At 54.7% G+C, this 25,796-nt stretch carries 30 protein-coding genes; 23 read left to right on the top strand and 7 right to left on the bottom strand.

Features of this window, described 5'->3' with window-relative positions; genetic code table 11:
- Positions 1-4 precede the first annotated feature (4 nt).
- From SynBIOSU31_RS04710 to SynBIOSU31_RS04680, 7 genes are all read left to right on the top strand, one after another.
- Positions 5-739 (top strand): RNA methyltransferase, encoded by a 735-nt coding sequence (locus SynBIOSU31_RS04710; RefSeq protein WP_186492313.1) that lies wholly within the window; start codon positions 5-7, stop codon positions 737-739.
- Between the two features lie 24 nt (positions 740-763).
- Positions 764-1,918, top strand: a complete 1,155-nt coding sequence (locus tag SynBIOSU31_RS04705) for a serine hydrolase (protein WP_186492312.1) — start codon at positions 764-766, stop codon at positions 1,916-1,918.
- 65 nt (positions 1,919-1,983) lie between these two features.
- The gene (locus tag SynBIOSU31_RS04700; RefSeq protein WP_370593708.1) at positions 1,984-3,342 is read left to right on the top strand and encodes a DUF3370 domain-containing protein; all 1,359 of its coding nucleotides are present in this window, start codon (positions 1,984-1,986) and stop codon (positions 3,340-3,342) included.
- Positions 3,339-4,427: a magnesium chelatase ATPase subunit I gene (gene bchI, locus SynBIOSU31_RS04695; protein WP_186492311.1), complete on the top strand. Its 1,089-nt coding sequence runs from the start codon at positions 3,339-3,341 to the stop codon at positions 4,425-4,427. Before SynBIOSU31_RS04700 ends, bchI begins: the two co-directional genes overlap by 4 nt.
- Positions 4,428-4,446: 19 nt before the next feature.
- Positions 4,447-4,911, top strand: coding sequence for a crossover junction endodeoxyribonuclease RuvC (ruvC, locus tag SynBIOSU31_RS04690; protein ID WP_186492310.1), 465 nt, complete (start codon positions 4,447-4,449; stop codon positions 4,909-4,911).
- 377 nt (positions 4,912-5,288) lie between these two features.
- Positions 5,289-6,962, top strand: coding sequence for a DUF4114 domain-containing protein (locus SynBIOSU31_RS04685; protein ID WP_186492309.1), 1,674 nt, complete (start codon positions 5,289-5,291; stop codon positions 6,960-6,962).
- A gap of 370 nt (positions 6,963-7,332) precedes the next feature.
- Positions 7,333-7,674: a hypothetical protein gene (locus SynBIOSU31_RS04680; protein ID WP_186492308.1), complete on the top strand. Its 342-nt coding sequence runs from the start codon at positions 7,333-7,335 to the stop codon at positions 7,672-7,674.
- 169 nt (positions 7,675-7,843) lie between these two features.
- Here SynBIOSU31_RS04680 and SynBIOSU31_RS04675 read toward each other — a convergent pair whose 3' ends face one another.
- The gene (locus tag SynBIOSU31_RS04675; RefSeq protein ID WP_186492307.1) at positions 7,844-8,233 is read right to left on the bottom strand and encodes a lipopolysaccharide assembly protein LapA domain-containing protein; all 390 of its coding nucleotides are present in this window, start codon (positions 8,231-8,233) and stop codon (positions 7,844-7,846) included.
- Between the two features lie 163 nt (positions 8,234-8,396).
- Positions 8,397-8,576 (bottom strand): hypothetical protein, encoded by a 180-nt coding sequence (locus tag SynBIOSU31_RS04670; RefSeq protein ID WP_186492306.1) that lies wholly within the window; start codon positions 8,574-8,576, stop codon positions 8,397-8,399.
- A 354-nt stretch (positions 8,577-8,930) separates the two neighbouring features.
- Here SynBIOSU31_RS04670 and SynBIOSU31_RS04665 point away from each other — a divergent pair, with 354 nt between their 5' ends.
- Positions 8,931-9,152, top strand: coding sequence for a hypothetical protein (locus tag SynBIOSU31_RS04665; RefSeq protein ID WP_186492305.1), 222 nt, complete (start codon positions 8,931-8,933; stop codon positions 9,150-9,152).
- A gap of 90 nt (positions 9,153-9,242) precedes the next feature.
- Here SynBIOSU31_RS04665 and SynBIOSU31_RS04660 read toward each other — a convergent pair whose 3' ends face one another.
- Together SynBIOSU31_RS04660 and SynBIOSU31_RS04655 are read right to left on the bottom strand one after the other, a co-directional pair.
- Positions 9,243-9,383, bottom strand: a complete 141-nt coding sequence (locus SynBIOSU31_RS04660) for a hypothetical protein (RefSeq protein WP_186492304.1) — start codon at positions 9,381-9,383, stop codon at positions 9,243-9,245.
- Positions 9,384-9,512: 129 nt separating this feature from the next.
- On the bottom strand, positions 9,513-9,653 hold the full coding sequence (locus tag SynBIOSU31_RS04655; protein ID WP_186492853.1) for a DUF2973 domain-containing protein: 141 nt from the start codon (positions 9,651-9,653) through the stop codon (positions 9,513-9,515).
- An 841-nt stretch (positions 9,654-10,494) separates the two neighbouring features.
- On the opposite strand from SynBIOSU31_RS04655, the gene SynBIOSU31_RS04650 reads away from it, so the two are divergent.
- The 9 genes from SynBIOSU31_RS04650 (at position 10,495) to SynBIOSU31_RS04610 (ending at position 17,579) form a co-directional block, all read left to right on the top strand.
- On the top strand, positions 10,495-10,707 hold the full coding sequence (locus SynBIOSU31_RS04650) for a hypothetical protein (RefSeq protein WP_255477366.1): 213 nt from the start codon (positions 10,495-10,497) through the stop codon (positions 10,705-10,707).
- Positions 10,708-10,787: 80 nt separating this feature from the next.
- Positions 10,788-11,567 carry a class I SAM-dependent methyltransferase gene (locus SynBIOSU31_RS04645; RefSeq protein WP_255477365.1) on the top strand — a complete coding sequence of 260 codons (780 nt, stop codon included), beginning with the start codon at positions 10,788-10,790 and terminating at the stop codon, positions 11,565-11,567.
- Complete coding sequence (locus tag SynBIOSU31_RS04640; protein ID WP_186492303.1) at positions 11,567-12,166, top strand: 5-formyltetrahydrofolate cyclo-ligase; 600 nt, start codon at positions 11,567-11,569, stop codon at positions 12,164-12,166. Before SynBIOSU31_RS04645 ends, SynBIOSU31_RS04640 begins: the two co-directional genes overlap by 1 nt.
- A 66-nt stretch (positions 12,167-12,232) precedes the next feature.
- Complete coding sequence (locus SynBIOSU31_RS04635) at positions 12,233-12,697, top strand: hypothetical protein (protein ID WP_186492302.1); 465 nt, start codon at positions 12,233-12,235, stop codon at positions 12,695-12,697.
- Positions 12,698-12,704: 7 nt separating this feature from the next.
- A complete protein-coding gene (locus tag SynBIOSU31_RS04630) occupies positions 12,705-13,151 on the top strand; it encodes a SufE family protein (RefSeq protein ID WP_186492301.1) in 447 nt (148 codons plus the stop codon).
- A gap of 64 nt (positions 13,152-13,215) precedes the next feature.
- Positions 13,216-14,532, top strand: a complete 1,317-nt coding sequence (locus tag SynBIOSU31_RS04625) for a homoserine dehydrogenase (RefSeq protein ID WP_186492300.1) — start codon at positions 13,216-13,218, stop codon at positions 14,530-14,532.
- Positions 14,533-14,663: 131 nt separating this feature from the next.
- Complete coding sequence (locus tag SynBIOSU31_RS14735) at positions 14,664-14,906, top strand: hypothetical protein (protein WP_255477364.1); 243 nt, start codon at positions 14,664-14,666, stop codon at positions 14,904-14,906.
- Between the two features lie 76 nt (positions 14,907-14,982).
- Complete coding sequence (locus SynBIOSU31_RS04615) at positions 14,983-16,560, top strand: ABC transporter substrate-binding protein (protein WP_255477425.1); 1,578 nt, start codon at positions 14,983-14,985, stop codon at positions 16,558-16,560.
- Positions 16,560-17,579: an ABC transporter permease gene (locus tag SynBIOSU31_RS04610; RefSeq protein WP_186492298.1), complete on the top strand. Its 1,020-nt coding sequence runs from the start codon at positions 16,560-16,562 to the stop codon at positions 17,577-17,579. Before SynBIOSU31_RS04615 ends, SynBIOSU31_RS04610 begins: the two co-directional genes overlap by 1 nt.
- Before the next feature lie 34 nt (positions 17,580-17,613).
- On the opposite strand, the gene SynBIOSU31_RS04605 is transcribed toward SynBIOSU31_RS04610, so the two are convergent.
- A complete protein-coding gene (locus tag SynBIOSU31_RS04605) occupies positions 17,614-19,164 on the bottom strand; it encodes an alpha/beta hydrolase (protein WP_255477362.1) in 1,551 nt (516 codons plus the stop codon).
- A gap of 155 nt (positions 19,165-19,319) precedes the next feature.
- Here SynBIOSU31_RS04605 and SynBIOSU31_RS04600 point away from each other — a divergent pair, with 155 nt between their 5' ends.
- Positions 19,320-20,522 carry an MFS transporter gene (locus SynBIOSU31_RS04600; protein WP_186492849.1) on the top strand — a complete coding sequence of 401 codons (1,203 nt, stop codon included), beginning with the start codon at positions 19,320-19,322 and terminating at the stop codon, positions 20,520-20,522.
- Positions 20,488-21,165: a Coq4 family protein gene (locus SynBIOSU31_RS04595; RefSeq protein ID WP_186492296.1), complete on the top strand. Its 678-nt coding sequence runs from the start codon at positions 20,488-20,490 to the stop codon at positions 21,163-21,165. Before SynBIOSU31_RS04600 ends, SynBIOSU31_RS04595 begins: the two co-directional genes overlap by 35 nt.
- Here SynBIOSU31_RS04595 and SynBIOSU31_RS04590 read toward each other — a convergent pair.
- Complete coding sequence (locus SynBIOSU31_RS04590) at positions 21,162-21,431, bottom strand: SemiSWEET transporter (protein ID WP_186492848.1); 270 nt, start codon at positions 21,429-21,431, stop codon at positions 21,162-21,164. The two genes, SynBIOSU31_RS04595 and SynBIOSU31_RS04590, sit on opposite strands and share 4 nt — an antisense overlap.
- 57 nt (positions 21,432-21,488) lie before the next feature.
- On the opposite strand from SynBIOSU31_RS04590, the gene SynBIOSU31_RS04585 reads away from it, so the two are divergent.
- The 3 genes from SynBIOSU31_RS04585 (at position 21,489) to SynBIOSU31_RS04575 (ending at position 23,327) form a co-directional block, all read left to right on the top strand.
- On the top strand, positions 21,489-21,887 hold the full coding sequence (locus tag SynBIOSU31_RS04585; RefSeq protein ID WP_255477361.1) for a hypothetical protein: 399 nt from the start codon (positions 21,489-21,491) through the stop codon (positions 21,885-21,887).
- Between the two features lie 211 nt (positions 21,888-22,098).
- The gene (locus SynBIOSU31_RS04580) at positions 22,099-22,668 is read left to right on the top strand and encodes a peroxiredoxin (RefSeq protein WP_186492295.1); all 570 of its coding nucleotides are present in this window, start codon (positions 22,099-22,101) and stop codon (positions 22,666-22,668) included.
- Between the two features lie 80 nt (positions 22,669-22,748).
- The gene (locus tag SynBIOSU31_RS04575) at positions 22,749-23,327 is read left to right on the top strand and encodes a hypothetical protein (RefSeq protein WP_186492294.1); all 579 of its coding nucleotides are present in this window, start codon (positions 22,749-22,751) and stop codon (positions 23,325-23,327) included.
- 79 nt (positions 23,328-23,406) lie between these two features.
- On the opposite strand, the gene ychF is transcribed toward SynBIOSU31_RS04575, so the two are convergent.
- A complete protein-coding gene (gene ychF, locus SynBIOSU31_RS04570) occupies positions 23,407-24,498 on the bottom strand; it encodes a redox-regulated ATPase YchF (RefSeq protein WP_186492293.1) in 1,092 nt (363 codons plus the stop codon).
- Between the two features lie 101 nt (positions 24,499-24,599).
- Between ychF and SynBIOSU31_RS04565 the strand changes: the two genes are divergently transcribed.
- Positions 24,600-25,775 carry an efflux RND transporter periplasmic adaptor subunit gene (locus SynBIOSU31_RS04565; protein ID WP_186492292.1) on the top strand — a complete coding sequence of 392 codons (1,176 nt, stop codon included), beginning with the start codon at positions 24,600-24,602 and terminating at the stop codon, positions 25,773-25,775.
- The last annotated feature ends 21 nt before the right edge of the window (positions 25,776-25,796 follow it).

Genomic DNA, 25,796 nt, shown 5'->3' with positions numbered 1-25,796 from the left:
CATCGTGAGTCTCACCGTGGTTTTGGTGGAACCTGCTGGTCCGCTCAACCTTGGAAGCGTGGCTCGGCTTTGCGCAAATTTCGGCGTCGAAGATCTGAGGCTGGTCGCTCCTCGATGTGATCCAGGTGATCTGGACGCCCAACGCATGGCCGTCCATGGTGACCAGGTCTTGAAACGTGCACGCCACTTCCCAACACTGTTCGACGCACTGACCGATTGCCAGCGCGTTGTGGCCAGCTGCGGACGAATCGACCACGGGGAGATTCCTCTTCAGGCTCCCGAACAGGTCATGCCCTGGGTGCAACAGGGACTTGAATCAGCTGCGCAAGTCGCACTGGTCTTCGGCAGAGAGAATCGCGGACTCAGCAATGAAGAGTTGCTGCTCAGCCAACGCGTTGTACGGCTTCATTCAAGCGAAGCTTATCCATCCCTGAATTTGTCCCATGCGGTTGCCGTGATGTTGCACGAGCTGGAGAGGGTTCGCAGGCAACCGACCGGCCAACTGAACGCAGTGCTCCAGGAGGTGGAAACAGCCGAGCCAACACAGCTGATCAACTGCCTGAATGATGCGGAGGATCTGCTTCTCGAGGCTGGTTTCCTGCTGCAGCACACCGCAAGAGCACGAATGGCCAAGGTCAAGGGGCTGCTTCAACGGGCGCTAGTTCGTCCTGAAGAATTAGCGATGCTGCGCGGCATGGTCCGACAACTTCGTTGGGCGATTCGTTGCCACCGCCCGTAATCTCTGGCTTTCTTGCACAGTTCCTTGGCCTCCAGTCGATCCAGACGCCAAAACCCTGGCTGGGGAAGTCCTCTGCGGCTCGTGCTGCGACTTGTTCTGATGGGCGTCGGCCTTGGCGTGATTACGGGCTCCTTGCTGAAACTGGCTGGCCCAGCAGTTGAGACAGGAGATCTCACACTGCCTGCGTGGCTGCCACTATCCGAGCAGAGTCCAGAACGCCAAGTCCAACAAGGAGCGGCTGCCGACACCAGCGGAACGACTTCCCTCAATCGCACCGAATCCCTTGGTCGCTTCGAGACCCGCAATGAACTCAAGCCGCTGAGTGAGCGTTGGCAGACACTGGCTGCAGCACAGCCCGATCTGGACGTGAGCGCCTTCATGCTTGTGCTAGACGACGGGCGCTACGCGCAGCTGGAGCCTGATACTGAGCTGCCCGCCGCCAGCTCCATCAAAACGCCGATCCTGCTCGTCACCCTTGAAGAGCTAGATGCGGGTCGTTTGAGTTGGAACGAGCCTCTGCAGCTGAGTCAAACCGTTGTGGGTGGGGGAGCCGGCTGGATGGCCTCCAAGCCGCTCGGCACGCGGTTCCCGACCCATGAAGTCGCCACTGAAATGATCCGTGTGAGCGACAACACCGCCACCAACCTTCTGATCGAACGCCTGGGAGGTCGAGAGATACTGAATGCCCGTTTCAATGCTCTGGGCCTGAGCGCCACAAAGGTGAATGATTGGCTCCCAGATCTCAAGGGCACCAACAGCACTAGCGCCAGGGATTTGGCTCGATCGATTGCTCTGGTTGACACCGGTGAAGCGCTCTCAATCCGCAGCCGCGATCTATTTCGTGAGGTGATGGGCACATCGATCACTAATACCCTTCTGCCACGCGGGCTGCTGCGTGGTCTGGGCGGGCGCCAGGGAGAACCGGACGAAAGCCTGATGGTGAAGGGCTACAAAGTGTTCAATAAAACCGGCGACATTGGTATTGCTTACGCCGATGCCGGCTTGATTGAGTTGCCTGATGGCAGTAGAGCCGTTGCTGCCTTCCTCGTGAAAGGACCGTTCAATGACCCCCGCTCGACGGAGCTGATTCGCAAGCTGGCAGCGGCGATGGCTCCAGTTCTCAAACCCAAACCCGCCGTGACCCGTTCCAGCGCAGGTAGCGCCAGCATCAATCCATGACACGTCTCAATCGCCATCTCCACCGCCTGCGGACCGTGGCCGCTCTGACCATGGCCACCGCGTCCATGGCAACGGTGTTTGCATCTCCACAATTTGCTGCGGACCAGCAGAAACCGGCTGACCCAACCCTGACACGCCCAAGCCAGGTGCGTGCACTTTCAGGACAGCTGGATGACGTGCTGATGGTGAATGACAACAACCCGGAACTGATCACCGGGGAAGGCATCCTTGTCTCGACCTTTCCCCAGTCGCCGGGTCTGAATATTGCGCTGAACGGTCGCTTCGATCTGTTCAGCCATCACGTTTACGCCGGCCAGCCCGATCAGCTCGATTCCACTCTCTGGCTCGCGGTTGTAGCTGAGCCAGCTGGAGACGCCCCGGTGAATCTGCGACTTCTCAGTGGCAGCACCTCCCTTTCACAGGCAACCCTGAAAGGCCAAACCGCCTCACCATTTCTGCCGTTACCCGCAGTGATGGCTGAATCTGGCACAGTCATTGCCTCCGGTCCCGGCAGCAGGGTGGCAGGCGATCTGCTTCGGGGGGATATCGCGAGTGAACTGCAGCAGGAATGGCACATTGCGCCTGGATCGGTCAGCCCATTGGTGGTGCTTCCAATCCCGGTCGCCGGCTTAGACCCACTTCTTAACGGTCGCAATCTGCAGCTGCGACTGCAAAGCACAGGTCCGGTCCATATCGCCACCCTGGCCGCCTACGGAAGCGGTGACAAGGTGCCAGACCCAGACCAGTGGAGGAAGCTACTGAGTCAGGGCCGGCAGAGTCCAAAAGAGCATCAACCAACGCCGCGCGGTGCACGCGGCAGGATCATCTATTCACGCGTTAGCGGTATCCAGATCGGCAGCACCTGGAGGGCATCACTGACCGATCCAGGTTCCAGCCACCTGAACATTGAGGATGCGCCCGTCTCCTGGCCGATCAGCAGTCTGGAGCGCGGTGAGCTGCAGACAGGACAAATCCAGACAGCAGAGCTGAAGGCCTTTGATAAAGGCACCGCCTGGGCCGCACACGGGAACTACGGCGTTGAATACGACCTGACACTGCCCCTGCGCAATCAGGGATCACAGCAGCGAACAGTGGCGATCAGCTTGGAATCTCCTGACAAGAACAAAAGCGGCAAGAGCCAGTTGGCGTTCAGCAGTCGTCACAGCGGAGCAGTGATGTTCCGTGGACCAATCGAGGTGAGCGGGCTGGATGGAGAGCAAGGACGCCCCAGTGGACGACGAAGGTTCCACCTGGTGCTCCGACGAGGTCAGGAGGGCCCCCTGCTTGGGCAAATCACTCTCTCTCCTGGGGAACAACGTTCGGTGAGGGTACGACTGGTGTATCCAGCAGATGCCACCCCTCCCCAGGTGCTGTCTCTCCTACCTGTGAAACAATCCACAGGAGCATCAGACGACCGTCAGTGAGTTCACCGCGCAAGCGCAGAGTTTTTCCATTCACTGCCGTGATCGGTCAGGAGGAGATGAAACTTGCTCTGCTGCTCAACGTGATCGATCCCCGCATCGGCGGAGTGATGATCATGGGCGACAGAGGCACAGGGAAATCAACAACGATCAGGGCACTGGCGGATCTACTCCCTGGCATTGAGGTTGTTGCCGGAGACCCATACAACAGCTCACCAAGCGATCCTGATTTGCAGAGCAGCGACGTACGTCAGCGCCTCGAGCACGGGGAGACTCTCGCGACAGAGGATCGCCAAGTGCCCATGGTTGATCTTCCGCTAGGCGCAACCGAAGACCGACTCTGCGGCACTATCGATATTGAGAAGGCCCTTAGCGAGGGAGTGCGGGCGTTTGAACCTGGCTTGCTAGCTAAGGCAAACCGGGGCTTGCTCTACGTCGATGAAGTGAATCTGCTGGACGATCATCTGGTAGACGTCCTGCTTGACTCTGCCGCCTCGGGCTGGAACACAGTTGAACGAGAAGGCGTATCGGTGCGACATCCAGCCCGCTTCGTGCTGATCGGTTCCGGCAACCCTGAAGAGGGAGAGCTGCGTCCTCAGCTCCTCGACCGCTTCGGCATGAGCGTTGAGGTGCGGACAGTCAGAGACCCTGAGCTGCGTGTTCAGGTGGTGGATCAGCGCACAGCCTTTGATACCGATCCTGATGCATTCAGCTCCTCGGTTGAAGCTGGACAACACGCACTTCAGGAACGGGTCGTAGAAGCCCAGCAGAGGCTAGACCAGGTGGAAATCGACGATGACCTGCGCTTGCGGATTTCCGCAGTATGCGGCGAACTGGATGTCGACGGTCTGAGGGGCGACATCGTGACCAACAGGGCTGCAAGAGCACTGGCGGCTTTTGAAGGCCGCACTGAAGTCACCGAAGACGATGTTGCTCGCGTGGTGTCTTGCTGTCTTCGACACCGACTTCGCAAAGATCCTCTGGAGCAAATTGATTCCGGAGATCGTGTGGTGAAGGTGTTCTGCAAAGTATTCGAACGCAGTGAGACCAGCGACAGAGCCGAATTCGAACTAGCTCTGGTCGCTTGATGGGCTCTCAGCAGTAGCCGTGCGCATTCTCGGCATCGACCCTGGTCTCGCCCGAGTTGGTTACGGGGTGATTGATACCTCTGATGGTCAGCAGACCATGCTCGATTGCGGCATTATCCGCACCGATCCGGGGTATTCAGAAGGCGAGAGGATGGTTGTGATCGCCCAAGACTTGCGGCAGTTGATCAGGGCCTGGCGACCGGAATTGGCATCTGTCGAAAAATTTTTCTTCTACCGATCCAGCAACACCATTGCCGTCGTCCAGGCTCGCGGTGTGGTGATCATGACCCTGAGCAGATTCGGACTGCCGATCGTCGAGTTTCCGCCGATGCAGATCAAACAGGCTCTTACCGGCCACGGCCATGCCGACAAGGATGAGGTTCTTGAAGCCGTGATGCGCGAGCTCAACCTTGAGTCTCCGCCCAGACCCGACGACGCTGCAGATGCACTGGCCGTTGCTTTGACGGGCTGGTTTCAGCGATAAAAACCTAGTGATTACAGGCAAGCTCAAGACATAGCAACCAATTGCGGCTAAAGCGCTTGACTCCAAGGCAAAACGGGCATCTACCTTTCGACTCGTTGGATAAGAACAGGAAGTTCACTGACGAACGCAGAATTCCGCCCAGGCTTCGGCCATTTATTGAAGGGCAAGGCGCGTGTTCGCAGAACACAGCAGGACGATTCGATTCCATAGATATGAACAACCACAATGCCTTGAGCGCCTATGCATCAGTTCATACAGAGTTCGAAGCCCTTCTCTCAGCACTAAAGGAACAAGCCGGCCAAACAGAAAGGTTACAAATCGTCCGTTGAATCATGCCAAAAAGGCTGCAATAGCTAAAACGTGAGAAAACAAAAAAAATGACTACTGGTTTATTCGCAGATTTCCCCGGACCAAAGGAAATATATGGTGGCCAATATCCGCTAGCTGATTACAAGTGGCTCTACACCAAAAAAAACGGCAAAGTAAATTTCAATGTTAATTCCAATGTTATTTTAGCAGAGGTCGCTAATTCTCAAAAATCATACGCAAAAAAAAATGAGTCAACTAAATTTAGAGATAACCTCAGGGATAATGGCTTCATTATTGGAATGTATTCCGATATGGCTAAATACCCTGAAAAAATTACCGGCAAAAACGCAGACACAACAGTAACAACAACCTATGAGTATGCTTGGGGATATGCATTGAAGCAATCCACAAATGCTCAAGGTGTCGTCACACCAGAATGGTCTTCTTTAACCGCTGCCGAGAAAGCTAAAAGAGTTCTAATGGGTCCCGCTGGGGATAACAAAGAAAGCATATTTGCGTGGCCAGAGGATCAACTTAATTCATCTGAACAGCAGAAATCAGCCAAAGGAGGATATTGCATTTGGACTCAAGATATTGAAGCAGGCTCGACGAAAATCAAAACAATAAACGAGCAATTTGCTGGAATCATTGCAGCCCTATGGGCTGGCCGGCATCATCTTGGATCAGACTTCAAAATCATACCCGTAATTTCAAAAAGTGTTTTGACCAATTTAGTGAATAATACAGGCGATGAGCTGGTTAATTTGAAAACCGTTCACGATATGGTTGAGCCCATTTTGACAGACAAGGAAGGAAATGGTCTTAAATATTTTAAACAGGGAGATGTACCGCCAGCAGGCCCTCATAAAAGAACATCATGGAGTCTTTTGTCATATCTGAAGATGAATGGTATTATCGATGGCTTTATTAGTGAAGAAACAAGATCGCAAACTTTGAAACCTGGAGATGAGCTGTCGATAAATTCAAACGCTGCTCCATTCAATCTTACGTATGATATTCCCTACGCATTAATGGGCTACTGGAATGGCGATGGTGCAGACATGCCCAATTCACCGACGTTAAACAATAAAATCCAAATAGGCTTCCATGGCAAGATGCCACTCGATTCAGCAATGTATTTCATTCACGACAAAAGTAAAGATGATTTTCTGGCGTTGAAACCGGATCAATACTTCACGCCAGTTCCCAAACACCTAATCTCCGTAAACGCAAGTCAATATCAGTATGCTACTGGGGGAGGTCATCGTGCAATCGACTTAACAACGCTAGCTAGTACCAACTCAGTTCAAATATCAATTAATACAAGTCGCGAAGCTGAGCATCAGTCTTACTCAGGTTTTTACCGTGTTCAGGATGCCGCTGGAACCGTAAAAGACCCAGTCACTGGCCAATTAATTGTGCCTGGAGAATCGGGATACAAGAAAGCCGCATTGTCGAGTGAAAATATAATTAATAATTTAAGCAATATTTCTCTGAATAAGGACGGCGCAAATTCCTATTCAATTGATATCAACGGAGGGGTAATGATGGCTCCTTTTGCTGTGATCACTGAACCTGGCCAAGAAAACACCTTCTTCAGCTACGCAGCTGCCAATTCAGATGGCATTAGCCATTTCAAACAGTTATCTACAAACTCATTTGGCATGGAAGATACTCAAGGAGGAGGTGATATGGACTTCAATGATCTTGAGATTTCATTTCGGTTTCTTGAGATTCTTTAGTATCCATATATTGCTTTATAGAAATCATCAATCTCTATACCAGGAATAATTGATGCAGCAATTTTTACGCAGTACCCATGTCTCTCCTAGCTTGAGCAAAATTAGAGCCAATATTGCCGCCAAACCTTTTGGTTAGTCCTAAAAGATATTGACCCGCTCCTGCAACCAACCATATGAGATCTAGACTACGGGCAGTAAATCTATTTTAGAAGCTTTATGTAAGACACATTTGAGCAAACCTGTTGCGACAACCTGTTGCGACAACCGTTGCGACAACGTTGCGGCTAGACCAAGGCCGCGGCCAAACAAAACCCAGTCATAGCAACGTATGTCAAAGCCACAATTTACCGGTCATCGGATGGTTTCAGCGATGAATTACTCATCCCACCCAGTGAAGACACTGATTGCGCTTGCCCTTCTCGAACTCTGCATGAATACAGCTCATGCAGAGAAGATTGCAGCGGTGAACTCCTGCCCTGGAGTTTATAGATTTTATGGGGCCCCCGTTGAACGAACCGGGGTTAAGGAGCTTTACTACATTTCCTCGGGGAAAGCCCCGCTGATCAGGTGTCTGAAAAAGCTTCGCATCACCAGAGCAACACCCTTGGATGAATACCTGAATGGACTCCCCGAGAGAAATAAGAAATACATTTTGTCGGTAAAAGACATGCTTCAAATCCAGGATCCATACATCCAGAGTCTAGGAATATAAACATCATGAGAATATGGCTTTACCTGTATAACGTTCTACAAAAATAGACAAAAGCAACACATTTCCAGCCAGATTTTTCCGCTCAACAAGGATTTTGACTGGAACTAAATTACGACGCTGGAGACAGATCGCCAGTCAACCACAGAATAAAACTTTCAAGAAGTTGAACTCAGGTTAATTCTATATCCGAAAGCTGGACAGCTTCTGCCGCCTCTGATTCGTCTTCGGAACTGGCTGAAGGCAGAAGACCTAACTGGGCTTCAACGGTTGCCCGGTACCGATTCAGATCGATCTCCAATTCCTGGATACGCACTTGCTGAGCATCAAAATTACTTGATTGCTTGAAGCGATCCACGCTATTAAGCATTCCACTCCATACAGCAAACATCCAGGCAGACGTTGCACCAATCCCCGCAGACAGCAACAACAAAGCAGCAAGAGGCGTGGTGTACTTCAGGCCAGGCAGAACATGAACGGTTGTGGAAGCAGTGTTCTCCAGAGTGAAGAACACCATGCTCAGGACGAACACGAAGATCAGGGTGAAATTGATCTGACGCATGGCCCGAGTTGCTTAAGGACCAAAAACTACGTAAGCCATGACGAGCTGGGAGCCAACGTCTGCTGAAAGGATGAAGATCGTTAACCAGCGAAAAGATCGTTCATGAATAAGGTGGCTTCAGGGCAAGACCCCGAAACACACGACCTGCATGGACGAGGTGTGGTCATTCCTTAAGACGATCCATCACAACGCGCGAGAAAGCACGCTCCCTAGCAGCGGTGACAATCAGCGCTTTCGATAGTTGCTTGAGAGCTTCCACGTCATTGCACTCATTGATCTTGCGACAAGCACGTTCGACGCGGAACTGTTGCTCGATGGTCAGGGGAATCTCGGAGGACGACACGTCGACCATGTCTTTTACTTCCGTAAATCTGGCGAGTACAACCCCTCAGCCGTGGAAGCTACGCCCTAAGAAAAACGAAAAAAATCGCAAAGGTGCTTCAAACACTTGCCAATCAAGACAAAGGCCTGGCGAGATTGTTGTCTTCCAGCAACAGGTGGCTCTGTTCCTTCGAGCATCCGAGAACAGGGTTGCAAAGCTTGAGAAGGATCGACCAAGGCCGCCAGAGGCCTTGGAAAGAGGACAACAACAAGCAGCTGATCACTGAGGGGCAAAGCAATATTGATGCTTTAAAGCAGTTCTGATGTTGAACCCTAGGAATACCTGCTAACTTTCAACCAATGAGCCAAGGCATACATGAAAGCATTCATTCATATTTTTGCAATGTCAATACTTCTAGGAACAAATGTATTCGCCAATACCCAATCTGCCACTGCAGAAGGTGTCGACAAAGACGTGACAATCAACAGGCTGATGTCAAAAATCCCTCAAGGAGCAACTTTGACAAACACATCTTGCGATGAAATTGGAACCGCTGGCTTCAATATCCGTTATCGCTGCACCGTCACCTGGCAGTAAAGGCATATCACCAAAGATTCGATGGCTGCGATCGCAGCAAACATCGCCTGATCAGGTACCAATCGCCTTAAAAAGCCGATGCCTGAGCCTTCACTCCGCTTCCACATCCACAACCGCATTGCCTGCATCGAAATCTTCTTCCCTCTTGATCTCCTTCATCGAAGACATGAGCCTTTTGACCAGGCGGCTCATGAAATAAACCGTTGCTACCAGCCAAATGATCTTGATCATGGTTCCATTATGCCCGGGTCAAAGCAGTCGAGATAGACCATCCAAACCGACGAGATGGTGACGTGGCAACAACAGTCAGTCGATCAAGCAGAATCGAAGGACACTTGACCAGACTTTCGGGAGCTGGAGCTAAGAGGGAAGGACTGGTTTCGGCCTATCGAAACGAACGACAAGCAGTTTTTCCTTGGTCACGCTGCCGTTTTGGTCGAGGAGTTCTGGGTGGGTGGTTTTGAGACCAGTTCTATCTTTTGCCTTGATGGATAGACGCATCAAACGAACCGCCTGAACAACCACAAAAGTGAGAAATGCCGTGTATGCAAGTGCGTTAATAGCTGAAAACACTGACTCACAGGTGCTTTGAGCAACATTAGTGAAACCAAGCCTTCAGCCTTGGCAGCAATGTTTTCAAGGCCATCATGCAAATGACACCATCAGCTGACTTTTGAGTGAGTTCAGCAGGCAGCATTCGCTCTGATCAATTCCGTTGGCTGCGTTGCGCAGTTGGATCATCAACTGGATTGTCTTCACTGCTGTTACTCCGATCTCGGCAAGTCGAGCAGAGCAGGTGCCCTTTTCGCTTCCAGTAAGAGCGCTTGGAGCGCTCGATTGACCGCCCGCAAATCAGACACTGAAACAGAGGTGGCATGGAAGCCGATGGCTTTTGATTGCGTGACTCAGGCTGCGACAATCCATGGAATCAATCTGTTCAAGACAGACTTTTAACGAAGCAGCTACCCCGGATTTTCACCATCAATTGACTGACTAGCGCAGTCAGGCAATTGATAAAGTGTTGGACATCAAAAAACAACTCTAGGCTTGATCATTGTAAGTCTTGACAGTCAGCGCTCTTTTTGATGCTTTAAATACCTTTCACAAAAGAGAAGAGAGCGCATAAATAACCATAAAGCTATCTGTCAACTTGGGCATCTTGCACTGAAAACGCAATCATCACCTGTTTAACAGCCGAAATAGATCATTAAGCAGGGTTGTTGAGCAGGTCTGTTGAACAAGATCATCGAGCCCAAAGACAATGAGGCGAGCGCAGAGAGCATGAGTCATGAAGCTCTGTTCTTTGTGAAGGGTGAGGTTGTGAGCAGGGTGCAGAATCACAATGGTTGCAACGCCTGGTGGGGCTGTGATGGACCGAACCGAAAGCACGATTGATCTCACCCTCAATGCCACAGGGCTGCGCCTGCTTCTTGGTGCAGTGAGTCATCAGCTCGATCGGTGGTCAGGCGGGGATCCTGTTGAGCAGAACAATCTGCAGGACATGAAGACACTGCTGACGGCTGCACTTCTGGAATGCACCTTTCAGGACAACTGAAGATCGAAGCTTGAGGCAGCTGAACTACAAAAGAATTCAAAAACGCCAGGCGTTGAAACGATTCTGAAAATGCCGTTCAAATGCTGATGCCAGCGAATGACAAAGGCTGGTTTGATTCTGTGGCGATTGACTATGCGCGCTGCAGGCCCCGTTACCCGGATGCATTTTTCGCCTGGATGGCAGACCAGTCACCAGCATTGGATTGTTGCTGGGATGCAGCCTGTGGTAGCGGCCAGGCCTCCATTGGACTGAGCCGCTGGTTCAACCATGTTGAAGCCACAGACCTCAGCCCCGAGCAGATTGCGGCAGCAGAGCCACACCCGCGCATTCACTACCGTCAGGGAGCTGCGGAACACTCTGACTTGCGCAGCGACAGCGTGGATGCGGTGCTTGTTGCAGCCGCCATTCACTGGCTAGATGTAGAGAGTTTCAATCAAGAAGTGCGTCGTGTGCTCCGACCCGGGGGGCTGTTGGTTTGGTTGGGCTATGAACCGATCCAGGGCGCACCCAAGGATTTACAAAACTGGCTCAGCAGGCTTTATCACGAGCGGCTCAACCCGTTCTGGCCACCTGAACGCATCCATGTGGACACTTGCTACGCACACCTGAACTTCCCGGTTTGCGCTCAACCGCTACCCAAGGGGTTGCTCATCACCGAGCACTGGACGCAAAGCGACCTTCTGGGCTTCATCAGCACCTGGTCTGCACTCAGGCAAGCCAACCAGCAGGCCGATGACAATGACCAGTCCCGCTCACTGATCAACACCATCTCTGACGAGCTGAGTCAGATCTGGCCCCAGAGCTCAGACCAACTGACCCTGCAGTTGCCGCTGATGGGGCGCTGGGGGGTCCTGCCCTGATGCAGGCTTTTGATGACGAGAGTAAATCCACGCTGCGAAAGGTTTTCAGAACACGAAGGCGGCTGGCCCTCGATGCTGAACCGACCTTGCAGAGCAGGATCCGAGATCAAGCCAGACAGGTCCTAAGGCGACGGCACCAACAGGGTGAATTGCAGCAGTCCGTGGGCCTGTATTGGCCCTTGCCTGGAGAAGTGGATCTGACACCTCTGCGTCTTGAACTTCTCAACGAGCTCGGTTTGAACACAGCTTTGCCTGTTGCGGATGGACAAGGCGGCATGACCTATCGACACTGGTCCGCAACCCCGCTGACGAAAGACGGCTGCGGTATTCCAGCTCCCTTGGATCAACCGGTCCTGAGTGCTGAGCACCTGTCTCTGTTGCTCGTTCCTGCTCTGTCTGTCGATCGAATGGGCATCCGACTCGGCTACGGGGGTGGCTATTACGACCGCCTGCGCTGCCAAGAGACCTGGAGCGAAGTACCAGCACTCGTTGTCCTCCCCGGAGCCTGCGTGAGTGCTCAGCCACTGCCTTCAGACTCCTGGGACAGACCATTTCAGGGTTGGTTAAGCGAAGAGGGTTTCCAGCAAACGTTGTCTTGAATCAAACAGGGCTGGTTCAGTACCGCAATTTCCAGCACGATGGGCGCCTCCGACAACCGGCGCATCATGGACATTCGATCCCGTTTTGCACTGATAGCCACCACAGCGCTGGGGCTGGCTCTGACTCAGCCACACCCTGCTGAAGCCCATGGAGTGGAAAGCAGCCTTCGCTATCTCGATGGGCAACTTGAACTCACTAGCAGCTTTTCCACCGGAGAGCCGGTGAAAGGAGCGGTGGTCAGGCTTCTGCAGGCTGATGGAACACCCGGTAAGGAACTCGGTCATATCGATGCCAAAGGCCGGCTGGAGGTGACCCTTCCAGAGCTTGGCGATGGTCTGGTGGACCTGCAGGTGGATGGAGGACCAGGCCACCGCGACTACCTCACCCTTCCGCTTCAACAAGGGCGAGTCAACCTGGACGAAGTGGTGATGGGCCCCGGCAGCAGAACTGCTCTGAACTGGGCTGTTGCACCTGCCCTGGTCGGCGTGGTGGGACTGATGGTTAGGGTGCGCAGCCTTCGACAACGCTGACCCTGCCATGGCTGAACCAGGCAGCTCCACGACTCGCTTCGGCAGCCAGTCACTTGACCAACTCGCCGAGCGACTGAACAGCACATCTGATCCGCGTAAGCGCTACGAATATGTGCTGTGGCTCGCTAAAAAGCTGCCTTCCATGCCCTCCGAGCTACAAACCGACGAACGCAAGGTCAAAGGGTGTGTGTCACAGGTCTTCATCGCCTCGGAACTGGTGAATGGGCGTCTTCAGTGGCAGGGAGATTCCGATGCCCTGATCACCAAGGGGTTACTAGCTCTGCTCATCAAAGGTCTCGGCGACCTCACCCCTGCACAAGTCATGGCCGTTGATCCAGGCTTCATCGCGGCCACAGGCCTTCAAGCGAGCCTCACACCATCACGCGCCAACGGTTTCCTCAACATCCTGCGGATGATGCAGCAGCAAGCCAGTGCTCTGAATGCATCGAGTTGAACAAAACCAGCGGACCGACCGCTGCCTAAAGTCGACACCTCAGCGCAACTAACGGACCCGCTCCATGGCGACAAGGATCGGCATCGGCCTACTGGGCCTCGGCACCGTCGGCGCAGGCGTGGCAAGCATCCTGAACAGTCCGGAAGGTCGCCACCCTCTGATTGCCGACCTTGAGCTGATCAGGGTGGCTGTCCGAGATCTGCAACGGAGTCGCCCTGTCGCAATCCCCTCTGAGCGACTCACCACCGATCCCAATGAGGTGGTGGACGATCCCAATGTGCACGTGGTTGTGGAGGTGATCGGCGGCATTGAACCGGCTCGCACCCTGATTATGCGTGCCATCACCGCCGGAAAATCGGTGGTGACCGCCAACAAGGCCGTGATCGCAAGACACGGTGAAGAAATCGCAGCCGCGGCAGCAGCAGCCGGCGTCTACGTGTTGATCGAAGCAGCCGTAGGCGGGGGCATTCCGATCATCGAACCGCTCAAGCAGTCGCTCGGAGGCAATCGCATCGACAGGGTGAGCGGCATCATCAATGGCACCACCAACTACATCCTCAGTCGGATGGCTGACGAAGGTGCTGACTATCACGCAGTTTTGAAGGAAGCCCAGGAATTGGGTTACGCAGAAGCCGATCCAGCCGCTGATGTCGACGGTCATGACGCCGCGGACAAGATCGCCATCCTCGCTGGACTGGCCTTTGGCGGCCCGATCGAACGCAGTGCAGTTCCAACAACAGGCATCAGCAATCTGCAGGGAAAGGATGTGGACTACGCAACACAACTTGGATATGGGGTGAAACTGCTTGCTGTTGCAGAACGCCTGGAAAGCGATGGCGATCCCATGGCAGCCCTGCCACTGGGCGTTCGTGTTCAGCCCACTCTGGTGCCGAAGGATCACCCACTGGCCGGCGTCAGCGGTGTCAATAACGCAATCCTTGTGGAAGGCGATCCCATTGGCCGAGTGATGTTTTACGGTCCCGGCGCAGGATCAGGACCAACAGCATCTGCAGTGGTTGCCGACATTCTCAACATTGCCGGCATCCGACAGCTCAACAGCATCGATGGTGGCCTGGACCCTCTGCTAGCAGCCAGCAGCTGGCGCTCCTGCTGCCTCGTGGATGCCAGCCGTATCCGGCAGCGCAACTACGTGCGTTTCAACACGGAAGACGCCCCCGGCGTGATCGGCAGGATTGGTAGCTGCTTTGGAGAACAGGGCGTGTCCATCCAATCCATCGTCCAATTCGACGCCTGCGACGAAGGTGCTGAGATCGTTGTGATCACACACGAGGTCGGCAACGGAGCCATGCAAAACGCCCTAAATGCCATTGCGTCTTTACCTGGAGTCCGTTCTTTAGCTGCCCATTTCGGCTGCTTCTAAACAGCCCAAGAGCTTGTTGGCAGATCAACGGATTTTCGCAACCCCTGGCAAACGCACCCCTGGATGAGGCAGAGTTGTAAGAACTATCACAGCCTGGGTTCGCATTCGCGAATTCATGCTGCAAAACGTTCATGCCGAACGATCTCTCTGTACTTAACGGGCAACGCTGCACCCAGTCGGAATCTCGATCCGTCATGAAGCTCCATCAGGGGGACTGCATCACCTTGCGTACTGATGCAGGCCTGTTTCAGGTCATCGGCATTGATGGCGACCACGATCGCTGCTGGGTTCGCCAATGGCCGCTGAAGCCCCAGGGTTCGCCAGTCTTCGAGGTCCCTCTCAACCAGATCACTCCAGCCGCAGGTCACGATTAAGACGCAGGGCATTTGAATAGCTGCGTCTGACTCCAGTGGCGTGATCAAGCAACCCAGACAGTCACCCCTGGCCTCTGTGAGACGGCATTGCAAACAGCTGCTGCCGCTCAGCACAGTCCTAGCTCTATGCGTCAGCCAGAACGCCTGTCAGCCAGGCAGACCAAGTAATCGGATCACGGTGGCCAGTGCAGGCCGCATCACCTCATTAGACCCGGCTCAGGCCAGCACATTCGGCGCCCTGCAATTACTCAGTGCTCTTGGAGACACCCTCTACAAGAGAACTGCTGAAGGAGAGTTAACGCCGGCGTTGGCGTCGGGGCTACCGGAAATCAGCGACGGCGGCCTCACCGTGACGATCCCCCTACGTGAGGACGTGCTCTTCCATGACGGCACTCGCTTTGATGCTGAGGCGATGGCCTTCAGCCTGCGCCGTTTTCTGGAGATCGGGACTCTCAGTTACGTGGTCGGAGATCGCATCACTGCCGTTGAGGCACCCGAGGCGTATCGATTACGACTGCGCTTGAGCCGCCCTTCAAGCTCACTTGAGAATCTGCTCACCGCCACCAACCTGACTCCTGTATCACCGAGGGCCTACCAGGATCATCAGGATCGATTTCTCAACGAGCGTTTCATTGGAACGGGCCCCTACAAGCTGACCAGCTTCCGAGCAGTTCAGCAACGCCTTGAGCCCTTCAAGCAGTACTGGGGGCCCTCACCCAGCAACAAGGGCCTTGACCTGATTTATCTCAGCAATTCCACCGCTCTGTTTGGTGCGATGCGAAGCGGCGAAGTGGATGTTCTGCTCTCTGACTCCATCGACGAAGATCAGCGCCTTGCGCTGAATCGCATGGCGGCGGAGGGACGCCTGCGGGAAGGACAAGGTCCCGCACTGGTGATCGGTTACATCACGCTGCTGAGCAATACTCCACCACTTCAGAATCCAGTTCTGCGTCAGGCTCTGGCACTGAGTCTCGACAGAGAGCTGATCAACAAGAGGGTCAGCCACGGATTGCGCCCCCCGCTTCGTTCACTGGTTCCACCAGGCCTGCCGGGAGGGGATCTCAAACCCTGGCCACGTCACGATGCCGCTCGGGCAAGGAACCTTTTCATTGAGGCGGGCTACTGCAACGGAAAGGTCTTCAATCTGCCCTTCACTTACCGATCGAATGTGCCCGCGGACCGTCTGATGGCACTCACCTGGCAAGCCCAGGTCCAACGCGACCTGTCCGATTGTCTTTCCCTCAAACTCGATGGCGTGGAATCAACGACTGTGTACCGACAGCTGGGTGAGGGAGCTTTCCAGGCCGTGATGCTCGACTGGCGGGGCGCCTATCCAGACCCAGAGGCCTACCTGGCGCCTCTGCTCAGCTGCAAGGACTCGCAGGGATCGATTTGCAAACGTGGGGAAGCCGCCATCAGCGGCAGCTTCTGGACTGCGCCAGGGCTTGAAAGGACACTGCTGCAGTCAGACCGCAGCCGAGGGGATGCTCGACAGCGCGATCTGGAGAATGTGGAACAGCTGGCCGCTGAAGGTGCTGCTTATATCCCGGTCTGGCTGGTGACGCCCAGGGCTTGGAGCAGTAACGCAGTGGCCACCCCTGAGTTCGATGGCAACGGTCAGTTGATTTTGGCCCGATTGAAGGAGGTGCGCTGATGGGACGAAGTCGGGAGTTGCTTCGCTACACAGGGACGCGACTGGCCCTAGCTCCAGTGATGCTCTGGCTGATCGCGACTCTTGTATTTCTGCTGTTGCGGGTGGCTCCTGGCGACCCCGTGGACGCCGTACTCGGAAGCCGAGCTCCGGAAGCAGCCAAGGCCGCACTCAGGGCGCGTTTGGGGTTAGATCAATCACTGGCGCAGCAATACTTGGATTTCCTCGGTGGACTGCTGCATGGCGATCTGGGCCAGGCGCTGATCAATCAGGAACCCGTGAGTCGAATCATCCGACAGGCACTGCCGGCCAGTCTGGAATTAAGCGTCACCGCTCTGCTGATAGCAGCGGTGACAGGGTTGGCGGTTGGCTTCACAGCGATTGCCCGACCAGAGGGAAAGGTTGATCTGGCAGGACGCTTTTACGGCATCGGCACCTACGCATTACCTCCCTTCTGGGTCGCGATGCTGGCCCAGCTTTTGTTTGCCGTAACCCTGGGCTGGCTGCCTGTTGGAGGTCGTTTCCCCCCAGGCATGATGGCGCCCGATGGCAGCGGCTTTTTGATCGCCGACAGCGTCATCAGCGGTAACTGGGCAGCGCTTCAGGGCACTCTGCGGCATCTGGTTCTTCCCGCTTGCACCCTTGGACTACTCCTGAGCGGTGTCTTCACCAATGCCCTGCGGCTGAATCTCAATCGCAGTCTTCGCTCGGATTATGTGGAGGCCGCCAGAAGCAGGGGACTGAGTGAAACACAGGTGATTCTTCGTCACGCAATGCCCAATGCACTTCTGCCGGTGTTGACGATTGCCGGAATCACCGTCGCCTCTCTGATTGGAGGTGCACTCCTCATTGAGGTGACCTTCTCCTGGCCGGGCATCGCACTGCGCTTGCAAGAAAGCATCAACCAGCGCGACTACCCAGTGGTGCAGGGGATTGTGGTGGTGGTTGCCGCTCTAGTCGTACTCATCAGTGTTGCGGTCGATCTTCTCGTCGCCCTTCTGGATCCAAGAGTTCGTTACTGACCTGAAGGAGTGAGGCCATCTTCAGGCTTGCGAATCAATCCAATAAGCGGGATGCGCCAGCCTGATCCAGACGGTGCAAATGGAGATCTCCTACTTGCAGGTGCTCAACACCACCCTGCACGGAACCCGACACACGACCACGCTCCAGATCCAAAAGAAAGCGCACGATTTCTCTCTCTAACTGGGCCTGAACCCGCAGAGGCTGAACTCCAACCAGTTCTTCGCCGAGCTGGAAAACATCATCTCCCTGTCCAGCGCCGCTTTGCCCCTCCACGCGCACCGGGGAGAAATGGCTGGCTCCTTCTACAAGCACAGCCCGGGTTGCAGGATTGGCTGGCAATGACCGGAGAAGTCCCAGCTGCTCACTCAGCGGAGGGGTGATCAAATCGAGTGTTCCGCCGCTCAAAAACACAGCAACATCCCCCGGCAGGGGAATCCGCCGCGGCCAGAGCAGGCTGCCAAAACTGTTGAGACCCACGACCGCGGCCAACGCCTGGGGGGGACGCACGGCGGGAAGGGGGACGTCTTCGATCTGACACTGCAGAAGTCGCGACAGATTGCTGAGGGGAAGGTCATCAAGATCCTGTCCGCAGCGTCGCCCAAGACCTGCCTCCGGCCCAGCACCAGCCGCGAGAAGCGCGGTCAATGCACCCAGGGAATGTCCACCGAGCACCAGGCGGGTCCCAGGAAGCTCAAAAACCCCTCTTTGACGAGCAGCCAGCACCGCATCCAGATCTCGCAGGCGATCGGGCAACACCTCAGCACCCGGCGGCGGACGACGCCCCTCCAGAAGAGCCTGCATGGCCAGCGCATCACTTCCTGGATGCTCAAGGACAAGAACCGGCCATCCCTGACGACTAAGGGCTCGTCCCAGCCAGCGAAAATGATCAGGACTACCGCCCAAACCTGGCATCAGCACCAGCCAATGACTGCGCTCGTGACCGTTTTCAATCAGCGGTTGCCACAGCTGAATCTGCAGCGGCTGATCTCGATGTCCAACAGGCAACGTCAATCGCTGAAGCGCTTGATCTGAGGCGGCCTCAGCGTCAGAGGCCGGATCCTGCCTCTGAGTGAGGGATGACACCGGAAGTTGATTGAGTGTCTTAACCAGAGCCTGCTGCCGTTGCAGCTGACGCCGCCAGCTGCTGGCAACGGGGAGCAGAGCATCAAGATCGAGGCGTACGCGCTTCGCTGGCAGTGCCTCAAGCAGATCCAGTGTCGTCACCTGTGCGCGTTTGTCGAGTAATGACTCGAGTGTCACCTGAACGGTTTTCCCTGTTGCATCCTCATCAACAAGCACCAGATCACTGACCTGATCAAGCAAACGTCGACCAGCCCAGCTGTTGAGAATCTGGCGAGCCATGCTGCGGTCATTGATCAGCGGTGCCTTGAGCAGTTCAACCACTCCCTGACGGCTGTCCTCCTCGAGCAAATTCAGCCACACACTGAGCTCCGATGAGCTTCGTTCTTCACCACGAAGCCATCCGCCCAAATCATTGATTGAGAAGGGAAGATCCATCCCATCCAAACGAACAACCAACTCGGAGGCTGTACGCGCTGGTCGCGGTGACAGGGCACCGAGCATCAGACTGCACACCATTCCTACGGCTAACCGTTGTCCTGTTGAGCGTCTTCGCAAGGCCTAGGCCAGTTCATTGGTGGAACCAGTTTCCCGCACCTTTGCAGGAAGTGGCTTCAATCAGGCTTCTGGCTTCGCTGGGAGCGGGTGGAGTCATTTACATGACGCCAATCGTGTTCCATCAAGCCAGCTTTACGGCGACTCAAGTAGGGCAGGGACTGGCAGCTGCAGCCCTGATTGGAACAGCTGCACGCCTACTGAGCGGCGTCTTGCTCGATCGGGGCCTCTGCTGCTCCTGGCCGGTACGTGCTGCGGCAGTACTGGCCTTCATCGCCGATTTCATCCTCTTGCAAGCTCAAGGTTTTGGGGGTTATCTCACGGGTCAACTGCTGATCGGTTTAGCTGCAGGGTTGTACTTCCCAGCTATTGAGCTGGCTGTTCCACTCAGCTGTGCGGGCTTCAAATCCAGCCGCGGTTATGCACTAGCGCGCAGCGCTGATGCACTGGGTGTCGCCTCGGGCGCGCTGATCGGGGCCGTCGTGACAGCTCTTGGCCTGATCCGCGCCATTTATTTGGTGGAAGCTGTGGCCGTTGTTGTCATGTTGCTGGTGCTGAACTGGCGTCCTCTACCCGATGGGCGAGCAGCCCTGTTGCATCTCGACGAATCCGGTGAAGATCAATCCACAGCGAGGGCTCCTGCAGCAGACGGATGGCGCTGGCTGACGCCGCTCCTGCCTGTTTTAGCAATCAGCATCGTTGCCACAGGGATGATTGCACTGAGGCAGAGCGCCCTGCCTCTGGATCTGGTGCGCGGAGGACTGTCGCGTCCAGCAGTGAGCGAAGCCGGAAGCGGTGCACTCATCGCTTTACAGCTAGCTCTACTGGTCGTCTTGCAGTGGCCTGTCGGTAACTGGGTTGCCAAGCGCAGCTTGCGCTTCGGTCTAGGAATGGGACTGACGGGCTTTGTGGTCGGAAGCCTTCTTCTGGCCAGCTCCGCGCTCTGGAGCGGGGGAATGATCCTGATCTCTCTAGCCATGGTGCCATTGGCCTTCGGAGAAGCGGCTTTCCTTCCTAGTGCCGCCGAAGCCATGGTCGAAGAAACCCCTCTGAAACACAGAGGGCTGTCCATGGCTCTTTTCTCCCAATGTTTCGCCATCAGTGCCACAGGCGCTCCCTTGGTCGCAGGAGCTTTGCTTGACCAGCAAGGTCACGGTGTGCAGCTCTGGTTGCTGATGGCTGTGATCTGCCTGGCCGTGATGCCACTGCTCAAAACAGTGCGACCTCGCTATACAGCAGGTCTACAAGCAACACCCTTGGAGAGCGACGAGGATGTCCCGAGCCCGCGAATTGCTTCGCTCCGTTAAAAATCTTTCCGTCCTGCGTGAACTTGCCAAAACCAACGGCGGCCTCAGCAGCGTCGGTGACCTAGTCGACAACTTCATCGACAGCGAGGCCATGACGGTCTGCCTGCAACGTTTTAAGGCATTGCCCGGTGGCAAAGACATGGTGGAGCAGCGTTATCCACCCTTCCAACCTGATATTCCGGCTTTAGAGAAACTGCCGGAGGGAACACTGGGTCGGGCTTATGCGGGAATGATCCGGCGACTGAACTACGACGCGGATTTTTTCCGGCCAAGAGATACCAGCACTGAAGCGCTCTGGCTGACACAACGAATCGCCTCAACCCATGATCTACATCACGTAATCGGAGGCTTCAATACCGAACCGGCTGGTGAGTCGGGAGTGCTGTCGATCACCGCAACTCAGATCGGTTTTCCGGCTTACGTTCTGCTGAACACACTGGCTGGATTCCGCGCATTTCGTTTCCAGCCGGAGGAGTTTGAGAAGATCAGCCGATCGATCGCTGTGGGCAGCCGCATCGGCCTCGAGGCGACGCCTCTTGTGCTGCAGCGCTGGGAGGAAGGTTGGGAGAAACCACTCCATCAGTGGCGCGACGAGCTGGGGGTCAAACCCGCTGTGGGCGGCGAGTTTGGGGCTGAGTATTAACGCTCGCCACCCTTCAGGCGATGGCGAATCTTCTTCTGAAGCACGAATGATGCTGGGATCAAAGTGAAGCCGTTGGCAAGGATCACTGGCCCATTCCCACTGAGCAGACCAAACACCGCCCAAATGGCAACGCCGCTGGTGAACAGGCCGTACATCGAAAGAGAAATAGAGCGCGTGTCATCGCTGCGCAATGTCTTGATCGCCTGTGGGAAGAAACTCAAGGTGGTCAGCGCCGCCGCCAGGTAGCCGATTGAATCCACATCCATCGTGAACGTCACTGGAGCGGAATCACTCCATAAACTGCCGCCAGTCTTGCTGCAGTCATGGCAATCGCTGTCAACGCCAGCTTTGGGTTCCTGCAAGGCCATTCGCGAAGCTGGCAGCTTGGCTGTCGCTCAGCGTTGATGCTCAGCGCACTTCTGGGAGTACTGCAACCACCACTGCTCGCCAACGAGACAGAAACACGCCACGCCATGGCTGCCATGGCTGCCTTTGCCGAATGCAAAGTCCTGCACGCCGGCTACAGCAAAGACAGAGCTCAGAACATTCTGAACACCTGGATCAAAAACAAGGGATTGGAGGAACAAGCTGAATGGCTGCAATCACCCCAAGCCATTCGGGTTGTCGCACTGACCAGTGAAGCCATGAACGAGAGCTGCAATGGCTTTGATCAGAACAGCCCACAGTTCATTCCCGCCATGGAGGCGATCGACGCCATCTGAACCGATTCACCACACTGACACACCCCAAACAACAACACATCAGTACTCAGAGGAAGCTCAACCGCTGCTCACAAAATTCACACACATCACTCATTTTGAGATTCAGAGCAACCAAGCCGAGGCCTTAACGGCCTAAGAATAAATACTCATTCCAGAGCGAAGCGGAATGATTAAACCGTGAGGGAAGTTGCCACACCTGCTGCACCCAAACATGTCAAACCCAACCCACGTTCCTGACGCCACATTTCAGACACGGGTCCGAGACGAATCCATCGCAGGAGATAATCCATTCCGATGGCAGGAGCTAAGCAGCAAAGACATTTTTGGCGGCAAAAAAGTTGCACTTTTTGCACTTCCTGGAGCGTTCACACCAACCTGCTCATCCAACCATCTTCCGCGCTATGACGAACTCTTTGACGAATTCAAAAGCCACGGTGTTGATCAGATCATCTGCCTTTCAGTGAATGATGCATTTGTGATGTTCCAATGGAGCAAGCACCTTGGGACCAAGAATATTTTCATGCTTCCTGACGGCAACGGTGAGTTCACCAGAAAGATGGGAATGCTCGTTGAAAAGTCAAATCTGGGATTTGGAATGCGTTCCTGGCGTTATTCAATGATCGTCAATGACATGGTCATTGAAAAAATGTTTATTGAGCCTGAGTTCTCAGACAACTGTCCTACAGATCCTTTTCAATCCTCTGATGCTGACACGATGATCGCATTCCTAAAAGGAAGTAAATCATCAGGAATTGCCAAGCCGCATTCATTCGTCGGCTAATTGCAACGCAAAACGTCATCAGCCCGAACTGGATTCAAAAACAAGGCCTGTTGATCAAAGACAGGCCTTGATCGCTTGAGTTGAAGATCGATGGTTCAATCCGTAAACCCTCTTTCACCTGTATTGATGCTGAGCATCAAAAGGCGTCAGGACAAGACATGAGGAGAGGCGACATCGTCAGAAAAATTCTGATCCCCTATTTTGCCTGTGCTGGAGCACCGGCAGTGACGACACCATTACCTTTGGTCTGCGATCTAACTAGTGAAGAGTCGTCTTCGGTAAAGATTCGACTCACTGAACGAACAACAGGTTCGCTCAAAGGAGAGCTGCTTCAGAACAACCAAGTATTAGGAGTTTTTCACTCGGGCAAACCAAAGCAAGGAAAGGATCCTTGGTGGTCATTTCAGCAAGGCACCCAAAGCTCCAAGGGCATTTCAATTTTCTTCAAAGACACGGAACTCTGGAATCCCTATCGACGATCACCTCGACCACAAGACAGCAACCGGGTTCTTTTTGCAGGACTGGCACCTGCGCTTTGGAATTGGACAACAGCACAACAGCGAAGTGTGTTCAAAAACAACAGCGATTTGTTGAAGGCCGCAGGGGGCATCTGGTCAATTTCCAGCCAGTGCGTCGGAGGAAGAACGGTTGACGGATGACCATGGTTCATCGAGATCACTCATTGAAGACCTCTTGATTTGCACGATCGACAGACCGACTCAGCATTGAACTGGACAGTTACACATTGAATAAAAACTCCATCACATCACCTTCTTTAACCTCATAGTCTTTACCCTCACTGCGCAACCAACCTTTGTTGCGAGCTTCTGCAAGCGATCCAGCTTCAAGCAATTTCTCGCAACCGATGGTCTGAGCACGGATGAATCCCCGTTCGAAATCGGTATGGATCACTCCTGCCGCCTGAGGGGCAGTCATCCCTGCCCTAAATGTCCAAGCACGTGTTTCTTTTTCACCAGTTGTGAAATAAGTGCGCAATCCCAATAAACGATAAGTGGCACGAATCAAACTTTTCAGGCCACCTTCATTGACCCCAAGTCCATCGAGATAGTCCTTTCGTTCTTCTTCGCCAAGCTCAACCAGTTCCGCTTCCACTTGAGCAGAGATGCGCACGGTTTCAGCGCCCTCCTTCGCCGACAGAGCCACCACGTCCTCACAGAAAGCATTCCCTGCGGCTAGTTCGTCTTCACTCACATTGGTGGCATAGATGATTGGCTTGGCCGATAAGAGCCCCAGTGGCTTGATCATCAACGCTTCTTCATCGCTCAGCTCAACGTTGCGTGCGGCTCCACCTGCCTCAAGGACTACTTGAATCCGTTCAAGAGCCGCATCCTCTGCCTGTGCCTCCTTGCTTGTTCGTATCTGCTTCTTGAGGCGCTCGCGACGCTTTTCAATCTGTGCCAGATCTGCAAGACCGAGTTCGAGATTGATCACCTCAGCATCACGAATCGGACCAACGGAACCTGAAACATGGATGACATCGTCATCCTCGAAACAGCGAACCACGTGCACAATCGCGTCCACTTCGCGAATGTTGGCCAGAAACTTATTGCCTAGGCCTTCTCCCTGGCTAGCTCCCTTCACCAGTCCAGCAATATCGACAAATTCCATGCGCGTGGCAATGGTTTCGGCGCTTTTGCTCAGATCCGTCAGCTGCTCCAGCCGAGCATCCGGAACTGACACAGTCCCGACATTCGGTTCGATCGTGCAGAACGGGAAATTGGCTGCCTGGGCCTGGGCATTGGCCACCAGGGCATTGAAGAGGGTGGATTTACCCACATTGGGCAATCCAACGATTCCGGCTTTGAGCATGGCGTGAAATCTATCGGCAGGCGCGTCTTCGCAACCGTCGGTAAAAACGCGTTTGGTCCGCCCACGAGTGAGAATGGTTACGAAAGGTGTTGAAGGGGGCCATGGGCAGCCAAAAAAGCCAGTCCCCCACTGGGGCCACACCCGAAGCTCTACGTGCGTTGACCCGTCTTAGTGGCTTGAAACGCAGGAGGCGGCGCTTGTTCGGAGTTAGTGCAGCCGCTGTTCTGTTGACAGCAGGCGCTCTGATTTGGAGCCAAGGACCAGGCTCGAATCGGTCACGGCAATTGAGTCAGTTCACCGTTGCTGCGGAATGGGGGTCTCTTCCAGGAGTGATCACAGCCAGTGGCGAGTTGGAAGCCATCCGACGAGTGAATGTGAGCCCCAAGAGCAGCGGGGTGGTTGAAGCGCTCTATGTCGATGAAGGCGATGTCGTAGCGAAAGGACAAGTTCTGGCTCGCATGGATAGCGGTGATTTCAATAGTCGTATGGATGAATTCGTCGCCCTTGAACGACAAGCGCAAGCAGAGCACGACACCAAACGAGCGGACTATGAGCGCCACCGTCAATTGGCAGACACCGGGGCCATTTCCGCATCAGATCTCGATAGTTTCCGCGGTGCCTTCTTCACCAGTCGAGAAGCCCTGAATGTGGCGCGTGAGCGTCTGAAGCAACGCAAAGTTGAAGGCAGTGAACTGCTAATCCGAGCTCCCTTCAGTGGGGTCATCACCGAACGCTTTGCCGAACCGGGATCCTTTGTGACCCCCACCACAGCAGCTTCAACCAATGCTGGAGCAACCAGCTCAACATTGGTTGAGCTCTCCGAGGGTCTCGAAGTGGCCGCCAAGGTTCCTGAAAGTGATATCGGTCGCATTCGTGTCGGCCAAGACGCCACTGTTCGCGTTGACGCGTACCCCGATCAGCTCTTTCCAGCAAAAGTGCGAGACATCGCACCGCGTGCACTCAAAACCGACAACGTGATCTCAATCGAGGTGGAACTCACCCTGATCGAGCCTCCACCGAGCCTGCGCATTGGGATGACCGCGGATGTGAACTTCCAGACCGGCCGCACCACCGCCAGCACGTTGGTGCCAACAGTGGCAATCGTGACTGAACAAGGCCAATCGGGCGTTCTGTTGGTAGGCGACAACGAGGAGCCCACATTCCAGCCTGTGCAGCTGGGTGCCAGCAGTGGCGACAAGAGTGCCATTCTCTCCGGTGTGAAGCCCGGCACACGCGTGTTCATGGAACTGCCGCCCTGGGCGAAACAGCGCGACTGACCGACCAGGACCTGTCTTCAT

It is taken from the genome of Synechococcus sp. BIOS-U3-1, from assembly GCF_014279975.1.
GTDB lineage: Bacteria > Cyanobacteriota > Cyanobacteriia > PCC-6307 > Cyanobiaceae > Synechococcus_C.
The sequence above is the reverse complement of the archived record's forward strand: the minus strand, read 5'-3'. Positions and strand labels throughout refer to the sequence as shown.